Annotated in this window: 17 protein-coding genes and 1 riboswitch; of the genes, 10 read left to right on the top strand and 7 right to left on the bottom strand. The window is 67.7% G+C overall.

All coding sequences use genetic code 11. The features are described 5' to 3' along the window. Nucleotides 1–82: 82 nt before the first annotated feature. Together MLP_RS22880 and MLP_RS22875 are read left to right on the top strand one after the other, a co-directional pair. Entirely contained in the window at nucleotides 83–1,330 is a 1,248-nt protein-coding gene (locus MLP_RS22880; protein WP_197536668.1) for a sensor histidine kinase, read from the top strand. Nucleotides 1,331–1,335: 5 nt separating this feature from the next. Beyond that, nucleotides 1,336–2,013 (top strand): response regulator transcription factor, encoded by a 678-nt coding sequence (locus MLP_RS22875; protein ID WP_013865574.1) that lies wholly within the window; start codon nucleotides 1,336–1,338, stop codon nucleotides 2,011–2,013. Nucleotides 2,014–2,548: 535 nt separating this feature from the next. Here MLP_RS22875 and MLP_RS22870 read toward each other — a convergent pair. Further along, complete coding sequence (locus MLP_RS22870; RefSeq protein ID WP_013865573.1) at nucleotides 2,549–3,100, bottom strand: hypothetical protein; 552 nt, start codon at nucleotides 3,098–3,100, stop codon at nucleotides 2,549–2,551. Between the two features lie 314 nt (nucleotides 3,101–3,414). On the opposite strand from MLP_RS22870, the gene MLP_RS22865 reads away from it, so the two are divergent. Both MLP_RS22865 and ispF read left to right on the top strand, forming a co-directional pair. Further along, entirely contained in the window at nucleotides 3,415–3,900 is a 486-nt protein-coding gene (locus MLP_RS22865) for a CarD family transcriptional regulator (protein WP_013865572.1), read from the top strand. 32 nt (nucleotides 3,901–3,932) lie between these two features. Next, nucleotides 3,933–4,388, top strand: a complete 456-nt coding sequence (gene ispF, locus MLP_RS22860) for a 2-C-methyl-D-erythritol 2,4-cyclodiphosphate synthase (RefSeq protein ID WP_407939019.1) — start codon at nucleotides 3,933–3,935, stop codon at nucleotides 4,386–4,388. Between the two features lie 165 nt (nucleotides 4,389–4,553). Here the strand turns inward: ispF and MLP_RS22855 are convergent, their stop codons facing one another. Continuing rightward, nucleotides 4,554–5,741: a neutral zinc metallopeptidase gene (locus MLP_RS22855; protein ID WP_013865570.1), complete on the bottom strand. Its 1,188-nt coding sequence runs from the start codon at nucleotides 5,739–5,741 to the stop codon at nucleotides 4,554–4,556. 86 nt (nucleotides 5,742–5,827) lie between these two features. Between MLP_RS22855 and MLP_RS22850 the strand changes: the two genes are divergently transcribed. Continuing rightward, on the top strand, nucleotides 5,828–7,624 hold the full coding sequence (locus MLP_RS22850; RefSeq protein WP_013865569.1) for a DUF2207 domain-containing protein: 1,797 nt from the start codon (nucleotides 5,828–5,830) through the stop codon (nucleotides 7,622–7,624). Between the two features lie 156 nt (nucleotides 7,625–7,780). Here the strand turns inward: MLP_RS22850 and argG are convergent, their stop codons facing one another. Both argG and MLP_RS22840 read right to left on the bottom strand, forming a co-directional pair. Beyond that, nucleotides 7,781–9,196, bottom strand: coding sequence for an argininosuccinate synthase (argG, locus tag MLP_RS22845; protein ID WP_013865568.1), 1,416 nt, complete (start codon nucleotides 9,194–9,196; stop codon nucleotides 7,781–7,783). 75 nt (nucleotides 9,197–9,271) lie between these two features. Then, the gene (locus MLP_RS22840; protein ID WP_013865567.1) at nucleotides 9,272–9,643 is read right to left on the bottom strand and encodes a hypothetical protein; all 372 of its coding nucleotides are present in this window, start codon (nucleotides 9,641–9,643) and stop codon (nucleotides 9,272–9,274) included. Between the two features lie 66 nt (nucleotides 9,644–9,709). Continuing rightward, a riboswitch (FMN riboswitch) is annotated at nucleotides 9,710–9,837 on the top strand. Nucleotides 9,838–9,936: 99 nt separating this feature from the next. On the opposite strand from MLP_RS22840, the gene MLP_RS22835 reads away from it, so the two are divergent. Beyond that, nucleotides 9,937–10,701 carry an ABC transporter permease gene (locus MLP_RS22835; RefSeq protein WP_013865566.1) on the top strand — a complete coding sequence of 255 codons (765 nt, stop codon included), beginning with the start codon at nucleotides 9,937–9,939 and terminating at the stop codon, nucleotides 10,699–10,701. A 59-nt stretch (nucleotides 10,702–10,760) separates the two neighbouring features. After that, the gene (locus tag MLP_RS22830; RefSeq protein ID WP_013865565.1) at nucleotides 10,761–11,783 is read left to right on the top strand and encodes an ABC transporter substrate-binding protein; all 1,023 of its coding nucleotides are present in this window, start codon (nucleotides 10,761–10,763) and stop codon (nucleotides 11,781–11,783) included. Nucleotides 11,784–11,803: 20 nt separating this feature from the next. Here the strand turns inward: MLP_RS22830 and MLP_RS22825 are convergent, their stop codons facing one another. Next, nucleotides 11,804–12,826, bottom strand: coding sequence for an aldo/keto reductase (locus tag MLP_RS22825; RefSeq protein WP_013865564.1), 1,023 nt, complete (start codon nucleotides 12,824–12,826; stop codon nucleotides 11,804–11,806). A 180-nt stretch (nucleotides 12,827–13,006) separates the two neighbouring features. Here MLP_RS22825 and MLP_RS22820 point away from each other — a divergent pair, with 180 nt between their 5' ends. From MLP_RS22820 to MLP_RS22810, 3 genes are read left to right on the top strand one after another with little or no spacing between them, the layout of a single operon-like run. Continuing rightward, nucleotides 13,007–13,597 (top strand): PadR family transcriptional regulator, encoded by a 591-nt coding sequence (locus tag MLP_RS22820; RefSeq protein ID WP_013865563.1) that lies wholly within the window; start codon nucleotides 13,007–13,009, stop codon nucleotides 13,595–13,597. Beyond that, nucleotides 13,594–14,316, top strand: coding sequence for an ABC transporter ATP-binding protein (locus MLP_RS22815; RefSeq protein WP_013865562.1), 723 nt, complete (start codon nucleotides 13,594–13,596; stop codon nucleotides 14,314–14,316). Before MLP_RS22820 ends, MLP_RS22815 begins: the two co-directional genes overlap by 4 nt. Next, nucleotides 14,313–17,030 (top strand): FtsX-like permease family protein, encoded by a 2,718-nt coding sequence (locus tag MLP_RS22810; RefSeq protein WP_013865561.1) that lies wholly within the window; start codon nucleotides 14,313–14,315, stop codon nucleotides 17,028–17,030. Before MLP_RS22815 ends, MLP_RS22810 begins: the two co-directional genes overlap by 4 nt. 11 nt (nucleotides 17,031–17,041) lie before the next feature. On the opposite strand, the gene MLP_RS22805 is transcribed toward MLP_RS22810, so the two are convergent. Continuing rightward, nucleotides 17,042–18,523, bottom strand: a complete 1,482-nt coding sequence (locus MLP_RS22805; RefSeq protein WP_013865560.1) for a glycine hydroxymethyltransferase — start codon at nucleotides 18,521–18,523, stop codon at nucleotides 17,042–17,044. A 111-nt stretch (nucleotides 18,524–18,634) separates the two neighbouring features. Beyond that, on the bottom strand, nucleotides 18,635–19,621 hold the full coding sequence (rlmB, locus tag MLP_RS22800; RefSeq protein ID WP_013865559.1) for a 23S rRNA (guanosine(2251)-2'-O)-methyltransferase RlmB: 987 nt from the start codon (nucleotides 19,619–19,621) through the stop codon (nucleotides 18,635–18,637). Nucleotides 19,622–19,649 lie beyond the last annotated feature (28 nt).

Here is a 19,649-nt window from a genome sequence, read left to right as displayed (position 1 = left end):
GGGTGAACTCAGCCCGAACCCTCCCTGTAGCTGCGTGTGGCGACCCCATGAGCGGCAACTTGAGGCGGGCTTACGACCTAGTATCGCGACTGTGAACTGGGTTGCTGGGCTGCTCGGCGCTGCCTGCCTGCTCCTGGGCGTGCTGCTCGGGCTGCTGATCTCGGCGCACCGGCGGCGAGACCGGCAGGTTGACCAGTTGGTCGCGCCCCAGCATCGCCCGGCCGTCGTCGTGCCTGAGGGCACCAGCCAGGTGCTGGCGGTGATCCGCTCGGCAGGGGTCGTCGTCGGCCCGCACGACGAAGTGCTGGAGTCGACTCCGTTGGCGCTCAAGCTGGGCCTGACCCGGGGCTCCCGGGTCGTCATCGCCCAAGTGCTGGAGATGGTCCGGCTGTGCCGGCGCGAGGACCGGATGCTGAGCGAAGAGGTGAACGTCAGCCGCGGCGGTTCCGGTCGAAGCGATGCGGACCTGCTGCTCGGGGTCCGAGTGGCTCCGATGTCTGGTGGCCTGGTCGTGGTGCTCGCCGACGACCTGACCGACGCGCGTCGGGTGGAAGCTATCCGTCGGGACTTCGTCGCGAACGTGAGCCATGAACTGAAGACGCCGATCGGAGCCGTCTCGCTGCTGGCCGAAGCAGTCGAGGAGGCTGCCGATGACCCCGAGGCGGTACGCCGGTTCGCGGCTCGGATGGGCATCGAGTCGACCCGGCTTGCCGATCTGGTGAGCCAGATCATCGACCTTTCCCGACTGCAGGCGACCGACCCGATGGGCCGCGCAGACACGGTGGAGATCGATGACGTGCTGATCGAGGCCGTCGACCGATGTCGGGTTGACGCCGAGGAGCGCGAGGTCACGATCACCGTCGCCGGGGAGAACGGCCTGCAGGTGATGGGCGATCAGCAGCAACTCACCACAGCGATCGGCAATTTGGTCGAGAACGCCCTGGTCTACTCCGACCCCGGTGCCCGGGTGGTCGTCGCTGCTCGCCGTCAGGTACGCGACGACGACTATGTCGCCATCACTGTGTCTGACAATGGCATCGGCATCCCGACCGACCAACTCGAGCGGATCTTCGAGCGTTTCTACCGCGTCGACTACGCCCGGAGCCGCGCCAACGGGGGCAGCGGGCTCGGCCTGTCGATCGTCAAGCACATTGCCGCAGTCCATCACGGCGACGTTGCCGTCTGGAGCCAGCTGGGACAGGGTTCCACCTTCACCCTGCGATTGCCTGCCCAGCACGACCACGATTCCGAACAAGACCATGACCAGGACCCCGACCGCGATGGCGCTGCTGTCACCTCGCTGTCGGCCCGAGCTAAGACCAGGAGCTGATCCAGATGACCCGCGTACTTGTCGTCGAGGACGAAGAGTCCTATCGCGATGCGCTGGCCTACATGCTGCGCAAGGAGGGTTTCGATGTCGTCACAGCCGCAGACGGCACTGAGGGCCTGGCTGCGTACGACCAGGGCGGTGCCGACATCGTGCTGCTTGACTTGATGATGCCCGGCGTGCCGGGCACCGAGGTGTGCCGACAGTTGCGGCAGCGCGGATCCGTGCCGGTGATCATGGTCACCGCGCGGGACAGCGAGATCGACAAGGTCGTGGGCCTGGAGTTGGGCGCCGACGACTACGTCACCAAGCCGTTCAGCCAGCGTGAACTGGTCGCCCGGATCCGGGCGGTGCTGCGCCGCGGGCAGGAGACCGAGCTGATGCCTGATGTGGTGGAGGCACACGGCGTCCGGATGGACATCGAGCGGCATCAGGTCTCGGTCAACGGCACTCCCGTGCGGCTGGCACTCAAGGAGTTCGAGCTGCTGGAGCTGCTGCTCCGCAATGCCGGCCGGGTGATGACCCGCGGCCAGCTGATCGATCGGGTCTGGGGCCTGGACTACGTGGGCGACACCAAGACCCTCGACGTGCACGTCAAGCGGCTGCGGGCCAAGATCGAGGAGGACCCGGCTCGGCCTCAACTGCTGCAGACGGTCCGGGGACTCGGCTACAAGTTCGAGAACTGAGCTGTGTCAATGGTCGTGCTCGCTGGCCGCCCTGTAGGAGGGCGGTGTCAAACGCCGGCCTACTGCGCGGCACCCGGGCACGCACCGGGCTGCGTTGTCGTCGTCGCGGATAGAACCCCGCTATCCGACTCCTCCTCCGCCTTGCCCGGTACGCACCCGGGCACCTGCTCGCTACGGCCGCCGCTCGACACCACCCTCCTGCCCGGCTGCTTCGTCGTCGTGAGGAGAGGAAGAACGGCTCTCCGCACTTCCTCCTCAGCGCACCGGCGGGCGGCCTGTCGCTCGCACTCCGTGTTGAATGGTCGTGCTCGCTGGCCGCCCTGGAGCCGGCTACTTCGTCGTCGTGAGGAGAGGAAAGACGCCTCTCCTCACTCCTCCTCAGCACACCGGCGGGCGGCCTGTCGCTCGCACTCCGTGTCAATGGTCGTGCTCGCTGGCCGCCCTGGAGCCGGCTACTTCGTCGTCGTGAGGAGAGGAAGAACGCCTCTCCTCACTCCTCCTCAGCACACCGGCGGGCGGCCTGTCGCTCGCACTCTTAGCTGCTGGGGCTGGGGCTAGCAGCTGACGGGCGGGGCGAGATGGTCTTGTAGTCCGGCTGGTTGGCGTCGACCACCGGCACCTTCAAGGTCTGGTCGCCGACGTTGGCGAACGACAGGGTCAGCTCGGCCTCGCCGCCGACCATCAGGTCGGAGCTCTGGACGGTGATCAGCTCTGCCTCGTCGGTCAACACGACCAGCTTGCCTGGAGTGAGCTCGAGCGGCTTCGCGAGGGTGGCGGTGAACTCCGCGCCCGGGTCGCCGCTGGTCTTGATCGGGTGGCCGGTGACTCCGGTCAGGGTGTCGCTCTGATCTGCCACGATGCTGGCCGACAGGAAACCCTCGCCATTGCCGCGGCTCAGCACCATCAGGTTGCGCACCTGCACCCACTCACCGGTCGGGCCGATGTTGGTGTTCACACCTTCGGCCGGGGTGTACGGCTGCGTGGTCTGGGCCTTCATGCCGCAGGCTGACATGAACACCAGAAGGGCGAGACCGATCAGGGTCGCGGCCAGGGAACGATGAACTCGGGTTCGCGCGAGGTGGGCCACGATCTCGACTCCTGTGGGCTTGCGTAGGTGGGACGTGCGGGGCAGGTGGGGGTCAGCCTAGCGATCACTTGCATGGCGGCACAGCCGCGCCACCCGCCGCGTTGCTGTGAAGTCTGTCGCCGGGGCAGAATGTACCGCTTCGGTCAGGGCGGTGGGACCCCGGGGTGTGGTGTCTCTCACCTGCCGAGGCACAGCCACACTGGTTTGTCAACCCCTCTCTGCCGATAAATCTGGCCTCTGGCTAGCGCAAACGCTGCTTTGAGCAGTTTCTCAGCGTGGTAGACTTGGAAACCGCGAAAGGGGTACAAGATAATATGACCTTCACAGTCGGCGAAACGGTGGTCTACCCCAATCATGGGGCCGCCGTCATCGAGGACATCGAAACCCGTCAGATCAAAGGTGAAGACAAGCTCTACCTCGTCCTGAGAATCGTTGGGCAGACCGATCTGGTCGTCCGGGTTCCTGCCTGCAACCTCGACCTGGTCGGGGTACGGGACGTGGTCGACGCTGACGGTCTCGAACGAGTGTTCAGTGTGCTGCGAGCACCACATACGGAGGAGCCGACCAACTGGTCTCGCCGGTACAAGGCGAACCTGGAGAAGCTGCACTCGGGCAACGTCATGAAGGTCGCCGAGGTCGTGCGCGACCTGTGGCGGCGGGAGCGGGAGCGCGGCCTCTCCGCGGGTGAGAAGCGGATGCTCGCCAAGGCCCGCCAGATCCTGGTCTCCGAGCTCGCTCTTGCCGAGCGCGTGGAAGAGGACAAGGCCGAGATCCTGCTCGATGAGGTCCTCGCCTCCTGAGCCGGTCCACCTCGACGCCGTTCCGGACCGGCATCGGCGTCGACGTACATCAGCTGACACCCGGCCACCCCATGTGGGTGGCCGGGCTGCTGTTCCCGGACGAGCCGTTCGGATTGCACGGGCATTCCGACGGTGACGTAGTCGCCCATGCCGCCTGTGACGCATTGCTGTCGGCTTCCGGCCTCGGTGACATGGGCAGCAACTTCGGCACCGATCGTCCCGAGTGGCGTGGCGCCAGCGGGCTCGCGTTCCTGGCCGAGACCGCCGTACGGGTCCGCGCGGCGGGCTTCGAGGTCGGCAACATCGCGGTTCAGCTGATCGGGAACAGGCCCCGGTTCGCCGGCCGTCGAGCCGAAGCGGAACAACTGCTCTCGGCGACCGTGGGAGCCCCGGTGACCGTCTCGGCGACCACCACCGACGGGCTCGGCCTTACTGGCCGCGGCGAAGGCGTCGCCGCCATCGCCACGGCGTTAGTCGTGCTGTCTTAGTCGTCTCGCTGTGAGGCTGCGCTCCCAAGACTCCGTCTTCCTCCCTCACTCACAAGACGAAGAACGTGTCTTGTTCGCTCAGTCGTCCAGACGGAGCCGGCGCTCCGCCTCACGGCCGCTCGCGACGGGCTCGCTCGCGCGGTCGTTCAACGTGGTGTCCGCGCTCTAACGCACCTGGTTGGCCGGGGCGGTGAAGGTGTTGCACTTGCCGATGTCGCCGGTGGACAGGCCGGTCAGGCCCCAGAAGACTCTGCTCCGGGCCAGCCCGTGATCGCCCACGATGTTCGCGTCCTTGGACAAGGTGTCGTCGCCGACCGCCTGGTAGGTGCGCTCGATGCCGTCCAGATCTGACTGCTGGATGCCCATCGAACGCGACACCGAGCGCATGTACATCCCGGAGAAGCAGTCCGCCTGAGTCTCGAGGCGGCGCAGGAACTGGCTCGACTGTGCCTCGGAGTCGGCGTTCTGGGCGAGCGCATGGGTGCTGATCAAGATGCCGGTCCGCCCCTGGATCGCATGCCCGAACTCGTGGGCCATCACGACCTCGGCCGCCCACTTGTTGGTGCGGATGATCGGCACCGCCTGCGGCAGCAGGTTCGAGAAGTAGATCTGCTGGTCAGCACTGCAGTAGAAGGCGTTGACCCCTGACGTACCGCATTTGGTCGTGATCTTCTCGCCGTAGATGGTCACTGACGGACGGGGGAGGACGAAGCCGGCGCCGGTGACCGGAGGATTCCAGACCCGCATCAGGCACTCGACCTGATTGCTGAAATGCGTCTCCAGCGCGCTGTCCGAGGCGTTCGAGATGTTGATCGGTGGATTGTCACACCGCACCGGGGCCGGCGTCGTCTGGGCGTAGAGGCGGTTGTTGACCAGCCAGCCCTCGGCCTCGGCATAGGTCGTCGGAACTGGCAGCGCCGGCGGAGCGCTGTCGGCGGGCGGGACCTGGTAGTCGTCGTTCTGGTACGCGGCGTCCGAGGAACCGGTGAAGACGTTGACCATCACCAGCCCGATGATCGCCAGTACGCTCATCGCCACCAGACCCAGCAGCAGCGCCATCAGCGGGCTGCGCTTGCGGGGCGGCTGCGACGGCGGTCCGTAATACGGCACGCCCGGCTGCGGTCCACCGAATCCGCCCGGCGGGTTGGTTGCCCACTGACCCTGCTGGCCCGGGGCGGGCAGCTGACCGGGGGCCAACCGCTGGCCCTGGGGAAATCGCTGACCCGGGGAGAACTGACCGGGGACGCCAGCGCTGGGTCGGCCGAAGCCCTGGCTGCCCCATGGAGCAGGCGGCTGGTTGCCGTACGGGTTCTGGCGACCGTACGGAGCGCCGCCCCACTGCTGCTGTGTCACGTGCGGAAGCCTAGTGGGCAGCTGGTGTCATCCGACTGCGCCGTTTGAACCGGCCGGGCGACACGCGGCTGTGGGAGGCTAAGCCCGTGCCGGAGATCATCACCTCAGACCGCGTACCAGCTCGTGGCGTTGCGCGTCCGACTCGCGCGCTGCCCGCCCTCGCCCGAGCGATCGTGCTGCCTATCGTTGCCGTGCTCGTGCTGGCGGGTCTGCTCATCGGGCCCGGTACGCCGACCGCGCGTGCCGACGGCACCGCTGCCGATTTCACCGTGACAGCCAACCTCGGTCTGGACGGCACCTTGACGGTGCGCCAGGACATCACCTTCAGCACCGTGCCGGCCGAGGCTCAGCAGACCTTCGAGACCCAGCAGGACGTGCTGGGCGACCGGCGATACACCTACGACGTCAGCGGGTTTCAGGCCACGGCCGGTAGACAGCCGGTCGAGCCGACGGTGAAGGTCTCCGGGGGGCGTCTCACCACCGTGAGCTTTCCCACCAACGGATCGAAGCAGGTGAGCCTGGAGTACACGGTCGTCGGCGCGGTGATCGCCACGCCGGAGGGCACCGCCTTGGCCTGGCCGCTGCTGCAGGGCTTCGACTCGACGGTCTCGGAGTTCAGCGCAACCGTGGCGATTCCGGTGCCCTTCTCGTTCGTCGAATGCAACGCCGGCTCGCCGAGTTCTGAGGTTCCGTGCACCTTCGCGGCCGCGGGCACCGAGGACGCGCGCCAGCCCACCTTCCGGGACGGACCCCGCGGTCCGGGTGAATTCGTCCAGGTCAGGATCGGCTTCCCAGCGGGCGCGCTCGAGTCCAACCAGCAACTCGAGGACGTCTGGACCCTGGCCCGTGCCTTCTCCGCCAAGCCGTTGCCACTGGCGCTCGCCTTGGGGCTGCTCGTGCTCGGCGCAGCTGCCTTGTTCGCGTTGCATCGCCGCGCCGGGGTGGATGCCGGCGCCGGTACGGAGGTCAGCAAGGCGGCCGAGTTCGTGCCGGTCGGGCCGGGCCAGACCGAGTTCCGCGTGCTCGGCAATGTCCGGCCGGGTCATGTCGGTACGGTTGCGGACGAGCGTGTCGATCCGATCGATGTGACCGCGACCTTGATCGACCTGGCCGTGCACGGGCACCTGCTGATCACCGAACTGCCCCGGGCCAATGAGTTCGCCCCGACCGACTGGACCCTGACCCGTACCGATTCCGATGTGTCGAATCTGCACCCGTTCGAGCTCGCCCTGTTGGCGGGAGTCACTGGGCCGCTCGATGGCGCTGGGTCCGGTGGTGCTGGTGGTGCGGCCGCTGGTGTGGCCGGGGTCAAGGTCTCGGAGTTGCCCTCCCGGGTCTACGAGTCGGTCAACGCGGTCCAGGACAGCCTGTACGACGAGGTGGTGGCGTACGGCTGGTTCGAGCGCCGGCCCGACGCCACCCGCAACCGGTGGACCCAACTCGCGATCGGCGGGCTGGTCGGCTCCGTTGTGATCACCGCGCTGCTGGCTGCCTTCACCACATTCGGCCTGATCGGTCTCGCCCTGATCGTGCTGGCGCTCGGCCTGATGTTCGTGGCACAGGAGATGCCGGCCAGGACCAAGTCCGGAGCAGCGCTGCTGGCGGGGCTGGGCGTGCTGCGCTCGGATCTGATGTCACACCCCACCAACCAGCTGCCGCCCGGCCGCGAACTGAGCGAGATCTCCGAGCTGCTGCCGTACGCGGTCGTGTTGGGCGGCCACCAGCGTTGGCTGGATGCCATCGTGGCCAGTGACGAGGACGAGCACGAGGACCGTTTCGACCTCGGCTGGTACCACGGCCCCGAAGGCTGGCACCTGCACCACCTGCCCGACTCCCTGAAGAACTTCATCACCACCGTCTCGGGCGAACTCTTCGCGCGCTAGTGGTCACAAGCGCGCTAGCGCGCAGTGACACCCGTCGCGAGCGACCGCGCGGGCGGAGCGCCTCTGTCTGGACTGACGAACGAGCGAACGCGCTTTTTGTTCGCTCGTGAGGAGGGAAGGCAGAGGCTGAGCGCAGCCCTGCGCAGCGAGTGACGACTAATCAGTGCCGAATTCCATGGCGGCGCGGTCGAGGGCTTCCTGCTCGTCGTCGGGGCCGGCGCCGCGGGCGATCGCCTTGGCAGCGCCCTGTTCGAGACCGCCGACCAGTTCGGCGGTCGCGCCGCCGACGATGCCCTGGGACGCGTACAGCTCCAGCCGGGAACGAGAGTCGGCGATGTCCAGGTTGCGCATGGTCAGCTGACCGATCCGCTCGATCGGGCCGAAGGCCGCGTCCTCGACCCGCTCCATGGAGAGCCGATCCGGGTGGTAGGAGAGGTTCTGCCCCGTGGTGTCCAGGATCGAATAGTCCTCGCCCCGCCGCAGCTTGATCGTCACCTCGCCGGTCACCGCCGAGCCGACCCAGCGGACGAGTGACTCACGCAGCATCAGCGACTGCGGATCCAACCAGCGGCCCTCGTACATCAACCGGCCCAGCCGCCGTCCCTCGGCGTGGTAGTTGGCGAGGGTGTCCTCGTTGTGGATGCCGTTCAGCAGCCGCTCGTAGCCGATGTGCAACAGCGCCATGCCCGGCGCCTCGTAGATGCCGCGTGACTTGGCCTCGATGATCCGGTTCTCGATCTGGTCGCTCATGCCCAGTCCGTGCCGGCCACCGATCGCGTTGGCCTCCAGCACCAGGTCCACCGCGCTGTCGAAGGTACGCCCGTTGATGGCCACCGGCCGGCCCTGCTCGAAGCTCAGCGTGACGATCTCCGGCGCGATCTCGATGTCGTCGCGCCAGTAGGCGACGCCCATGATCGGCTCGACGATCTCCATCCCGGTGTCCAGGTGCTCCAGCCGCTTGGCCTCGTGGGTGGCACCCCAGATGTTGGCGTCGGTGCTGTACGCCTTCTCCTTCGACGCCCGGTACGGCAGGTCGCGTTCGGTCAGCCAGGCCGACATCTCTGCCCGGCCACCGAGTTCGTTGACGAAGGCCGCATCCAGCCACGGCTTGTAGATCCGCAGTTGGGGGTTGGCCAGCAGACCGTACCGGTAGAAGCGCTCGATGTCGTTGCCCTTATAGGTCGACCCATCCCCCCAGATACCGACGCCGTCCGACTTCATCGCCCGCACCAGCAGGGTGCCGGTGACGGCTCGACCCAGCGGCGTGGTGTTGAAGTAGGTCCGCCCGGCGGTACGGATGTGGAACGCGCCGCACTGCAGCGCGATCAGCCCCTCCTCGACCAGGGCCTCCTTGCAGTCGACCAAGCGCGAGATCTCAGCCCCGTACTGCAGAGCTCGTTCGGGGATCGAGGCGATGTCATCCTCGTCGTACTGGCCGAGGTCGGCCGCGTACGTGCAGGGGACCGCGCCCTTCTCGCGCATCCAGGCAACGGCGACGGAGGTGTCGAGCCCTCCGGAGAAGGCGATGCCGACGCGCTCGCCGACCGGGAGAGAGTTCAAGACCTTGGACACGAGATCCGAGCCTAGAGCATATTCATGCCATATGTCGAATATTCATGCAGAGCGGAAGGGTCTGTGCAACACGGCTCACTTGAGGTTCTGCAGGGTATATCCGTGCTCGGCGCAGCCGTCGATGAGCAGCTTCTTGGCCTCGGCGGAGATGTTGCCCGAATCGGGTGAATTGAGGACGTTGATCGCCGCGTCGACCCACTTCGTCGGCTCCGGGTCGAGCTGGCCCGAGTCGCGGGCGGCCTCCAGCGCCTTCACTGCTGCCTGGTTGAGCGTCGACCCACCTGCGGCAGCCGCATCCAACGCCGGGCAACCGATCTTGTACGCGTCATCGGCGGACTGGTTCTCGGTCGAGCAGGCGGCTAGCGAAGTGGCGGCAAGGCCAGCGGCGAGCAGCAGTCCGAGACGGTGACGGGTTCGGTGGCGCGAGGCGGTGCGTACGGCGGGCATGCAGCAAGGGTAGGTGCCCTGACACAAAGCGATTTCGGTCTCGTCGGGTGCGTATACTGACCGCCGAATCGTGCTCCGGGGTCGGTGCAAGTCCGAGCCGGCGGTGACAGTCCGCGACCCGCTGCAGTTGCAGCGGTTGATCTGGTGAAACTCCAGAACCGACGGTGAAAGTCCGGATGGGAGGCAGCACGGACGGTGGACGCCTATGGCGCCCGCCGTCGTTGGCGCGTTCTCCCGCGCCATCCCCCGGACGTACGGCAGTGCCATACGACAGCGGGGGACGGGAGGAGACCATGACCAGGCTGAGCCCTCAGCGGCGGCGCGTGCTCGCGCCCGCGCTGCTCGGTCTGATCCTGCTCGGGCTCTGGTCGCTGGCAGCCTCGACCATGTCGCCGGTGCTGTTGCCGAAGCCGCTGGCCGTGATCGACCGAGCCTGGCAGGACGCGGTCGATGGCGTGCTCTGGCCCTATCTGGCGGTCACGTTCGTCGAAGCGTTGGGCGGCTGTCTGTTGGGCGCGACGGTAGCCATCCCGCTCTCGATAGCGATCCATCGCCTCACCTGGTTCGCCGATGCCGTGCAGCCGTTCCTCGGTGCCACACAGGCGATCCCGGCGATCGCCCTGGCCCCCTTGCTGGTGTTGTGGGTCGGCTATGGGCTGTTGCCGATCGTGCTGCTGTGCGCGCTGATCGTCTTCTTCCCGATCCTGGTCTCGGCCGTGGTGGGACTGCGGATGGTCGACCAGGAGGTGGTGGACGCGGCTCGGCTGGACGGTGCCGGCAGTCTCGAGTTGCTGCGGCACGTGGAGATGCCGCTGGCCCTGCCTTCACTGCTGGGCGGCCTCAAGAACGGTTTCGCGCTCAGCGTCACCGGAGCCGTGGTCGGCGAGATGGTGATGGGCGGCAGCGGCCTCGGCACCGTGCTCACCGTGCAGCGCGATGCGGTGGACACCACCGGCATGTTCGCCAGCATCGGCTGGCTGTGCCTGCTCGCTGCCGGTGCCTATCTGTTGATCAGTTGGTGGGAGCGCCGCTCCGCCATCATCGAGTCCCTGAGATAGCCCCTTGAGATCTGAGATGAACCCCTGAGATGAGCCCTACCGAATTGAGGAAGTCAGCCATGAAGAGACGTACGTTCCTGACCGCCGCACTCGCCCTCGGCGTCGCCGGCTGTGCCCCCGCGGCGACCGGTGGCAGCCCATCGCCGTCGGCCTCCGGCCCGGCGCCATCGGCGTCGAATGCGCGAGCGACCATCGGGCTGAGCTACATCCCGAATGTCCAGTTCGCACCCTTCTATGTCGGCCAGTCCCAGTCGCTGTTCGACGGCGTCGACGCGGCAGTCAGCGTGCGCCACCACGGCTCCAACGAGGGTCTGTTCAACGCGCTCACCGCCGGCTCCGAGGACTTCCTGGTGGCGGCGGGCAGCGAGGCGATGCAGGCCCGCGCTCAGGGCGTCGATGTGATCGCGGTGGGCTCCTACTACAAGACCTTCCCGGTCGAGGTGATCGTCCTGGGCTCCTCGCCGATCCAGCAGTTGAGCGATCTCAAGGGCCGCAAGCTCGGCGTGCCAGGGCGGTACGGAGAGTCGTGGCTGGCCGTCCAGGTGGCGTTGGCCACCGCCGGGTTGAGTGAGGACGACGTCAAGATCGTCGAGGTCGGCTACACCCAGGTAGCGGCACTCAGTGGCAAGAAGGTGGACGCCGTCACCGGATTCCGGACCAACGAGCTGGTCCAGCTGCAGGCCGCCGGGGCCGAGCCTCGGTCACTCCCGGTGGCTCCGGGCACGGTACCGCTGGTCAGCACCAGTCTGCTGACGACAGCCGCGTACGCCAAGGCGCATCCCGAGGTGGTCCGTCAGGTGATCGCAGCAGTGACCAAGGCGATCGAGGCGACCGCCGCCGACCAGAAGGCCGCGATCGACATCTCGGCCAAGCAGATCCCCGGCTGGACAGAGGCCGCCAGGCCCAATGCCGAGGCCGTGCTGGCTGCCACCGTGGACGTGATGGCGCTTCAGGACGGCAAGTTCCTGCCCGCGCTGGACCCGGCCCAGTGGGACGCGATGAGCGCCTTCCTGGAGAAGTCCAAGCTGATCGAGAAGCCCGTTGCCGCAGCCGATGCCTTCACCAACGAGTACAGCGGGTAGTCAGGTTCTGGCCGGATGCCTCAGGAGTCGATCGAGGACATGTCTGGGTATCGCTCGCCCTGCACAGCTTCGATCGGTACGGCGGCGGCGAGTGCGGCGAGATCGTCAGCGGTCAGCGTGACGGAGGCGGCCGCGGCGTTCTCCTCGAGGTAGCGCACCCGCTTGGTGCCGGGGATCGGCACGATGTCATCGCCCTGTGCCAGCACCCAGGCCAGAGCCAACTGGCCGGCGGTCACCCCCTTCGCCGTCGCAAGCTGACGTACGGCATCGACCAGCGCGAGGTTAACGGCGAGGGCATCACCGGTGAACCGCGGGTTGAAGCGGCGGAAGTCGCCGGCCTCCAGGTCGTCCGGCGAGGTGATGGTGCCGGTCAGGAAGCCGCGGCCAAGCGGCGAGTACGGCACCAGACCGATGCCCAGCTCACGCAGCGTGGGCAGAATCTCGCTCTCGATGTGTCTGGTCCACAGTGAGTACTCGGTCTGCAGCGCCGTGATCGGGTGCACCGCCTGGGCTCGGCGGATCGTGGCGGACGACGCCTCACTCAGACCGAGGAAGCGGACCTTGCCGGCTTCGACGAGTCCGGCCATGGCTCCGACGGTGTCTTCGATCGGCACCGTGGAATCCACTCGGTGTTGGTAATAGAGGTCGATGTGGTCGACGCCGAGGCGCTGCAGGCTGGCGTCGCACGCCTGGCGTACGTAGTCAGGTGAACCGTCGATCCGGCGCAACATCGGGTTGTCCGGGTCGCGCACATTGCCGAACTTCGTGGCAAGCACCACGCCGTCGCGACGACCGGCAATCGCACGCCCAACGAGCTTCTCGTTGGTGAACGGTCCGTACATGTCGGCGGTGTCCAGCAGAGTGACGCCGAGGTCGAGGGCGCGATGGATCGTGGCGATGGCCTCGCTTTCGTCACTGGTGCCGTAGAACTCCGACATCCCCATGCAGCCGAGGCCCAGGGCCGACACTTCGAGGGCGGTGTTGCCGACGCCGAGAGTCCGGTGCGGGGGAGTGGTCGTGTCGTTTGATGTGGTCATGCCCATCAGCCTTCTCCTTCGAGTGCGCTCGAAGTCAAGACTTCCTCATCGTGCTCGACGGCAGTCACCCCACCAGTGTCATCCTTCGAGCGCACTCGAAGTCGACCAGGGAGGTCCTCCGTCTTGTTGATCGATGTTGATACTCAGTATATAGTCTCCTGCATACTCAGTATGTAAGGAGGTGTCGTGTCCATTCCGAACAGTTTGCTGGCGTTGCTGGCCGAGGGTCCGCGGTACGGCGCGCAGCTCAAGAGCGACTTCGAGACGCGTACCGGCGGGACCTGGCCGCTGAATGTCGGTCAGGTCTACACCACTCTCAGTCGGTTGGAGCGGGACGGTCTGGTCACGGCCGACGGTCCGCCCGATGACGAGGGGAAGATCCGCTATCGGCTGACCGACCGTGGTGTCGAGGCGGCCACGGCTTGGTGGGCGACCCCCGTGATGCGCGAGCCCGCCCCCCGCTCGGAGCTGGCGATCAAACTCGCCCTCGCGGTCACCAGCCCCGGTGTGGATGTGACCTCGGTCGTCCAGGTGCAGCGCCGCTCGGCGCTGACCCACCTGCAGGATCTGACCCGCCTGAAACGGGCACCGGCCCGCGACGACAACGACCTCGCCTGGTATCTCGTCCTGGAGCACCTGATCTTCGCCACCGAGAGCGAGGTGCGCTGGCTCGATCACGTCGAGTCGACCTTGGCTCGGACGAGGGCCAGCATCCGCGAATCGGCCGACCAACCCACCGTGAAGCACAGCGACCAGTCCTTGCAGGAGCAGCGATGAGCCAGCCCTATCTCGTCCTCGACGATGTCAGCCGGATCCACGGATCGGGCGACCTGGCCGTACCCGCACTGATCGGCGCGAACCTGACCGTGCAGCGTGGTGAGCTGGTCGCGGTGATGGGTCCCTCCGGGTCCGGCAAGTCCACGCTGCTCAACCTGGCTGGTGCCCTCGATCGACCCAGCAGCGGTCGGGTGCTGATCGATGCCGTCGACCTGAGCGCGCTGTCGGCCAGACAGCTGGCGGGCATCCGGCGGAGGAAGGTCGGCTTCGTCTTCCAGGACTTCAACCTCGTCCCGTCGCTGACCGCGGCAGAGAACGTGTTCCTGCCGCTGGAACTGGACGGGCTCCCGCTCAGCGACTGCCGGCTGCAGGCGGACCAGGCGCTGGCCGAGGTGGATCTCGACGGCGTGGGGGATCGCTTCCCCGATGAGCTGTCCGGCGGTGAGCGGCAGCGGGTCGCGATCGCCCGGGCGCTGATCGGAGAGAGATCGCTGGTGCTGGCCGACGAGCCGACCGGAGCGCTCGACACGCATACCGGCGACTTGGTGCTGCGGCTGTTGCGCGATCGCTGCGACACAGGTGCGGCGGGACTGCTGGTCACTCATGATGCGCGGCTGGCCGCATGGGCCGACCGGGTGGTGTTCCTGCGCGACGGTCGGGTGGTCGACACCGCGGTCGCCAGCGACAGCGACCTGCCGCTGTTCCAGGTGACCCCATGAACGCCGTGGAAGCCGAGCAGAGGTCCCCAGGGCGTCGGCCGTGGTTCACCTCCTGGCGCTCGGCGATCCGGTTGGCCTGGCAAGATGCCCGCAAGCACAAGGCCGGCAGTCTGCTGATCATGGCCATGATCGGGCTGCCGGTGATGATCATCTGTGCGGGTGCCGCCGTGCTGGCCACCGTGGATGTGACTGTTCGTGAGGCCCTGCCTGCCACGGTGGGCAACGCTCAGGCCCTGATCAAGACGGGGTACGGGGTGATCGAACAAGGTGTTGACGGCTATCCGATCACCGAGTCCGAGGAACCCGCGCCGCTGGTGGCCGGCCGGCCGCCGGGAGAGCCATGGACCGCCGATCAGCTTGCACAGGTGACCGGGGGCCAGGTCGGTGTCTCGGCGAGTGCGGAGGCGCTCGCTCGCTGGTCGACCGGCTCGGAACGCGCAGCGGTGCGGATCATCGGTCGTGAGGTGCTGTCCGGGTCGGGTCTGGTGAGGCTGGTCGAGGGTCGGCTGCCCGATCAGCCCGGACAAGTGCTGGTCACCGAGGACGGCGTCGCGGCCGGGATGCCGAGATCGGGTCGCATCGAGATCAACACCGGACAGCGCGACACCGCCGCGGAGATCGTGGGGGTCGTCCAGGCCACCGGGCCGGCCTTCGAGTCGATTGCCCTGGTAGTGGGCGAGGAGTGGCGGGACCCCGCGAAGGACGCCTCCTATCTGCTGGTCCGCGATCGGCCGGTCACCTGGTCCGATGTGGTCGCCTGGAACAAGCTCGGTCTGTCGGTGGTCAGTCCCACCGTGATCGAGAAGCCTCCCGCGGGTGCATCCGTCACGGGGGTGCCCAGGTCGGGCGCCAATATCGCTCTGGTCGTGGTGCTCATGTTCGGTCTGGTGCTGGAGACCGCGCTGCTCGCTGGTCCCGCCTTCGCGGTCAGCGCTGCCCGACGGCGGCGTACGTTGGCGCTGGTCGCCAGCAACGGCGCGGACCACGATCAGATCGCCCGCTATGTGATGGCGCAGGGCGTCTTCCTCGGCGCGGTCGCGACGGTGCTGGGCGCAGGCCTGGGCACGATCGCGGGGTGGGCAAGCGCGCGTGGCATCGGATCTGTCTTCGACCCGTCGCGGACTACGACGATCGGTACGCCGCCGCTGGACACGTACGGCTGGGCGGTCGCGATGATCATGATCGTGGCCTTCATCGCGGCCGCGGTGTCTGCCCTCGTCCCCGGTCTGAAGATCGCAGGGCTGGATGTCGCCGGTGCGCTCGCCGGTCGGGTCGAGCGGGGTCGACCCAGCCGCGGCTTCCCGATCGCCGGAGCCGTGATCATGGGCACGGGCGCGCTGCTGATGGTGCTGTCGATGGCCTACGGAGGATCGTTCAGCAGCCTGGTCGGCATCGGCTCCGGTGGCGGTCTGCTGATCATCGGTGCGTTGTTCATCATCCCGATGATCATCGAGCGGCTTGGTGGCTTGTCCTCGGCCACCCCGGTGGCCATCCGGATGGGCGTACGCGACGCCAGCCGGTCCCGATCCCGGACCACCCCTGCCGTCGCCGCGATCACCGTCGTGGTGGCCGTGTTGACGATGATCTCGATCAGCTCGCTCAGCGACGACGAGCAGTCGCGTCGCGACTATCTGCCGTCCACGCTGCCGGGTGCGGCAATCGTGGATTCGGACGGGGCGGTGCAGGCGACCCTGGGCGAGATCCGGGCTCAACATCCGACCTGGATCACGGAGCCGGCCGGCTGGAGCTGGATCGACGAGGCAGACGGAACTACGCGTGCCGTCAGTGCGGTGCCGGCGGGCTGCACCCCTGCGCAGGCGGCAGCGCCGTTGGACGACAGCCAGGAACCGAACCACTGCCAGATCACCAGCAGCGAGGTCGGCTGGCAGGTCAGCATCGTGGCTGCGAACACCATCAATCCCGCTGCCGCGCTGAGCTCCGAGCAGCGCGCTGCACTCGACCAGGGGAGCCTGCTGGTGAGCGACCCGGAGCTGATCAGCGACGGTCACGTGCTGCTGGCGTACGTCTCCCACAAGGCAGGCTCGACGGAGTCGGGGATGCTGCTGCGGACCGTCAAGGCGCCCGCGATGTTGATCACCACTGAGCAATACCGGGCTCTCAGCTTCAGGAATGGGAGTTTTGGCCCGAGCGCGGCAGTCATCAGCGCGGCTGGCGCTGACAAGCTCGCGATGCCCTGGACCACGTACCGGTTCGAGGTCGTCGACCCCGCCGGACCGATCAGTCCAGCCGCTGAGCGCGCGATCAACGACCGAGTGGCGGTGCCGTTGACCGTGGAGCGTGGCTATCAGTCGGCCAGCTCGTGGATCACAGTCATCCTGTTCAGCATCGCCGTCGCGCTGGTGCTGGTGGGCTCGCTGATCTCGACCGCGCTGACCCAGGTGGAGGCCCGCGGCGCGTCGACCACGCTGGCCGCGCTGGGCGCCACCCGAGGACTGCGGCGGCGAGCCGCGGCCGCCCAGGCGATCATGATCGCTCTGCTCGGCGCCGTGCTCGGGGTCGCGTTGGGCATTGCACCGGGACTGGGGCTCGCGGCCGGCCTGACCACCGATGCCGACCCGGGCGTGCTCGCGCCGGTCTTCGTGATCCCGTACGCCGAACTGTCCCTGGTGATCATCGGCGTTCCGCTGCTGGCCGCCGCGCTCGCGACGGCCATGGTGCGGCCCAATCCCGTACTGACCCGCCGCCCCACCTGAGGAGCGGCGGCCTAGAGCTCCAGGCCCGGGTAGAGGGGGTTGGCGTCCAGCAGTTCGGCCGAGGCGGCCTTGGTGGCCTCTGGCAGACCGTCGGCGATCATGTACTTCGCCTTGCCCGGCTTGCCGGTGGAGGCGGTGACCGGGCTGGTGCCCTTGAGCACATTGACGATCAGGTCGGCGACCGTGTCGAACTCGGCGGCGCCGAAGCCGCGGGAGGTCAGGGCGGGAGTGCCGATCCGGACACCGGAGGTGTACCAGGCGCCGTTCGGGTCGTTCGGGACCGCGTTGCGGTTGGTGACGATGCCCGAGTCCAGCAATGCGGACTCGGCCTGACGGCCGGTCAGCCCGAAGTTGGACACGTCGATCAGCACCAGGTGGTTGTCGGTGCCGTCGGTGACCAGCTTGGCGCCGCGCTTCTTCAGACCCTCGGCCAACGTCTGGGCGTTTTCGGCCACCGCCTGCGCGTAGGTCTGGAACGACGGCGTACGGGCCTCGGCCAGGGCAACCGCCTTGGCCGCCATCACGTGACTGAGCGGGCCGCCGAGCACGAGCGGGCAGCCACGGTCGACGCTCGGCGCGTACTCCTCGGTGGCCAGCACCAGGCCACCACGTGGGCCGCGCAACGACTTGTGCGTGGTGGTGGTGACGATGTGGGCGTGCGGCACCGGATCCTCGTTGCCGGTGAACACCTTGCCGGCGACCAGCCCGGCGAAGTGCGCCATATCGACCATCAGCGTGGCACCCACCTCGTCGGCGATCTCGCGCATCCTGGCGAAGTCGATCCGTCGCGGGTAGGCGGAATAGCCGGCGATCAGGATCAGTGGCTTGAACTCCCGCGCCGCGGCCGCGACCTGGTCGTAGTCGAGCAGTTGGCTGGTCGGATCCGTCCCGTACGAGCGCTGGTGGAACATCTTGCCGGAGATGTTCGGCCGGAACCCGTGGGTGAGGTGGCCGCCGGCGTCCAGCGACATACCCAGCGCCCGCTGATTGCCGAACTTGTGTCGCAGCGTCTCCCACTGCTCCTCGGTCAGCTCGTTGACGTTCTTCTTGCCCAGCTCTGCCAGTTCGGGCTGCTCAACGCGGTGAGCCAGAATCGACCAGAAGGCGACCAGGTTGGCGTCGATGCCGGAGTGCGGCTGCGCGTACGCATACTCGGCGCCGAACAGCTCGCGGGCGTGCTCGGCCGCGAGCGCCTCGACGGTGTCGACGTTCTGGCAGCCGGCGTAGAAGCGATGACCGACGGTGCCCTCGGCGTACTTGTCGGAGAACCAAGTGCCCATGGTGAGCAGCACGGCGGGGGAGGCGTAGTTCTCCGAGGCGATCAGCTTGAGGGATGCCCGCTGGTCGGCCAGCTCGGCCCGGGTCGCGACGGCGATCCGCGGCTCGATGGTCTCGATCACGGACAACGCGGCCTGATAGGCCTGCGATGCCTGGGCGGCGTAGGCCGCAGAATCCACGGAGGTGGGGAGGTCACTGGCGATCGTGTCGGTCACCGGGTGAACTTTACCCTCGGCCCCCGGCTGGCGAATTTCTGGTTACTGGTCACCGTGAAGCGTGGACAGATCGCCAGAATTTCGGGATGGGGGGTGGGCAGCACGGCCGGCTCAGCGGCGGCGGGAGATCTCGTACAGGGCGATGCCGGCGGCGACCCCGGCATTGAGGGACTCCACCGCACCGCTCATCGGGATGGCGGCGACGGTGTCGCAGGTCTCACGGACCAGCCGGGACAGCCCGGCGCCCTCGCTGCCGACCACCAGCACCAGCGGCCCGGATGCCTCCCCGATCTCGGCGATGTCGGTATCGCTCTCGCCGTCCAGTCCGACCAGGAACAGCCCCGCGCTGGCGTACGCCTTCAGAGTCCGGGTCAGATTGGTCGCGCGCGCCACCGGGATCCGGGCCGCCGCGCCGGCAGAGGTCTTCCAGGCCGCTGCGGTCATCCCGGCGGAGCGTCGCTCCGGGATCAGTACGCCGTGCGCTCCGAACGCTGCTGCCGAGCGGATGATCGCACCCAGGTTGCGTGGGTCGGTCACCGAGTCCAGGGCCACGATCAGCGGGTCCGTGTCGGCCTCGATCGCCGCGGCCAGCAGATCGTCCGGATGGGCGTACTCGAACGCCGGCAGCTGCAGCGCCACGCCCTGATGCACCGCCCCGCCGGTCATCTTGTCCAGCTCGTTCCTGGTCACCTGCAGCAGCGGCAGGCTGCGCTCGGCGGCCAGCTTGAGGATGTCGCGCAGCCGGTCGTCCCGCTCGGCCCCCTCGGCGACGTACGCGCTCTTGGTCGGGATCTCGGCTTCGAGCGCCTCCAGCACGGCATTGCGACCGATCACCCACTCGGGTCCGCTGCCCGGACGACCGGTCCGTGACCGGTCGCTGCTCGACCGGCTGCCCGACCCGGATCGATTGCCCGGGCCGCCGGCCGGTTTCCGGGCCGCAGCCTGCTTCGCCTTGTGTGCAGCGTGATACGGCCGGTCCTCGGCCTTCGGGGTCGGCCCCTTGCCCTCCAAGCCGCGGCGGACCCGGCCGCCGGAGCCGGCAGTGTTTCCCTTGCCGCGCTTGCGTACCGCGCCCTTGCGCTGGCTGTTGCCTGCCATATTTGTCGTTTCCTCTGGTTCCTGCGAC

It is taken from the genome of Microlunatus phosphovorus NM-1 (assembly GCF_000270245.1).
GTDB classification, from domain to species: domain Bacteria; phylum Actinomycetota; class Actinomycetes; order Propionibacteriales; family Propionibacteriaceae; genus Microlunatus; species Microlunatus phosphovorus.
This window is presented reverse-complemented; position numbering and strand designations above follow the sequence as displayed.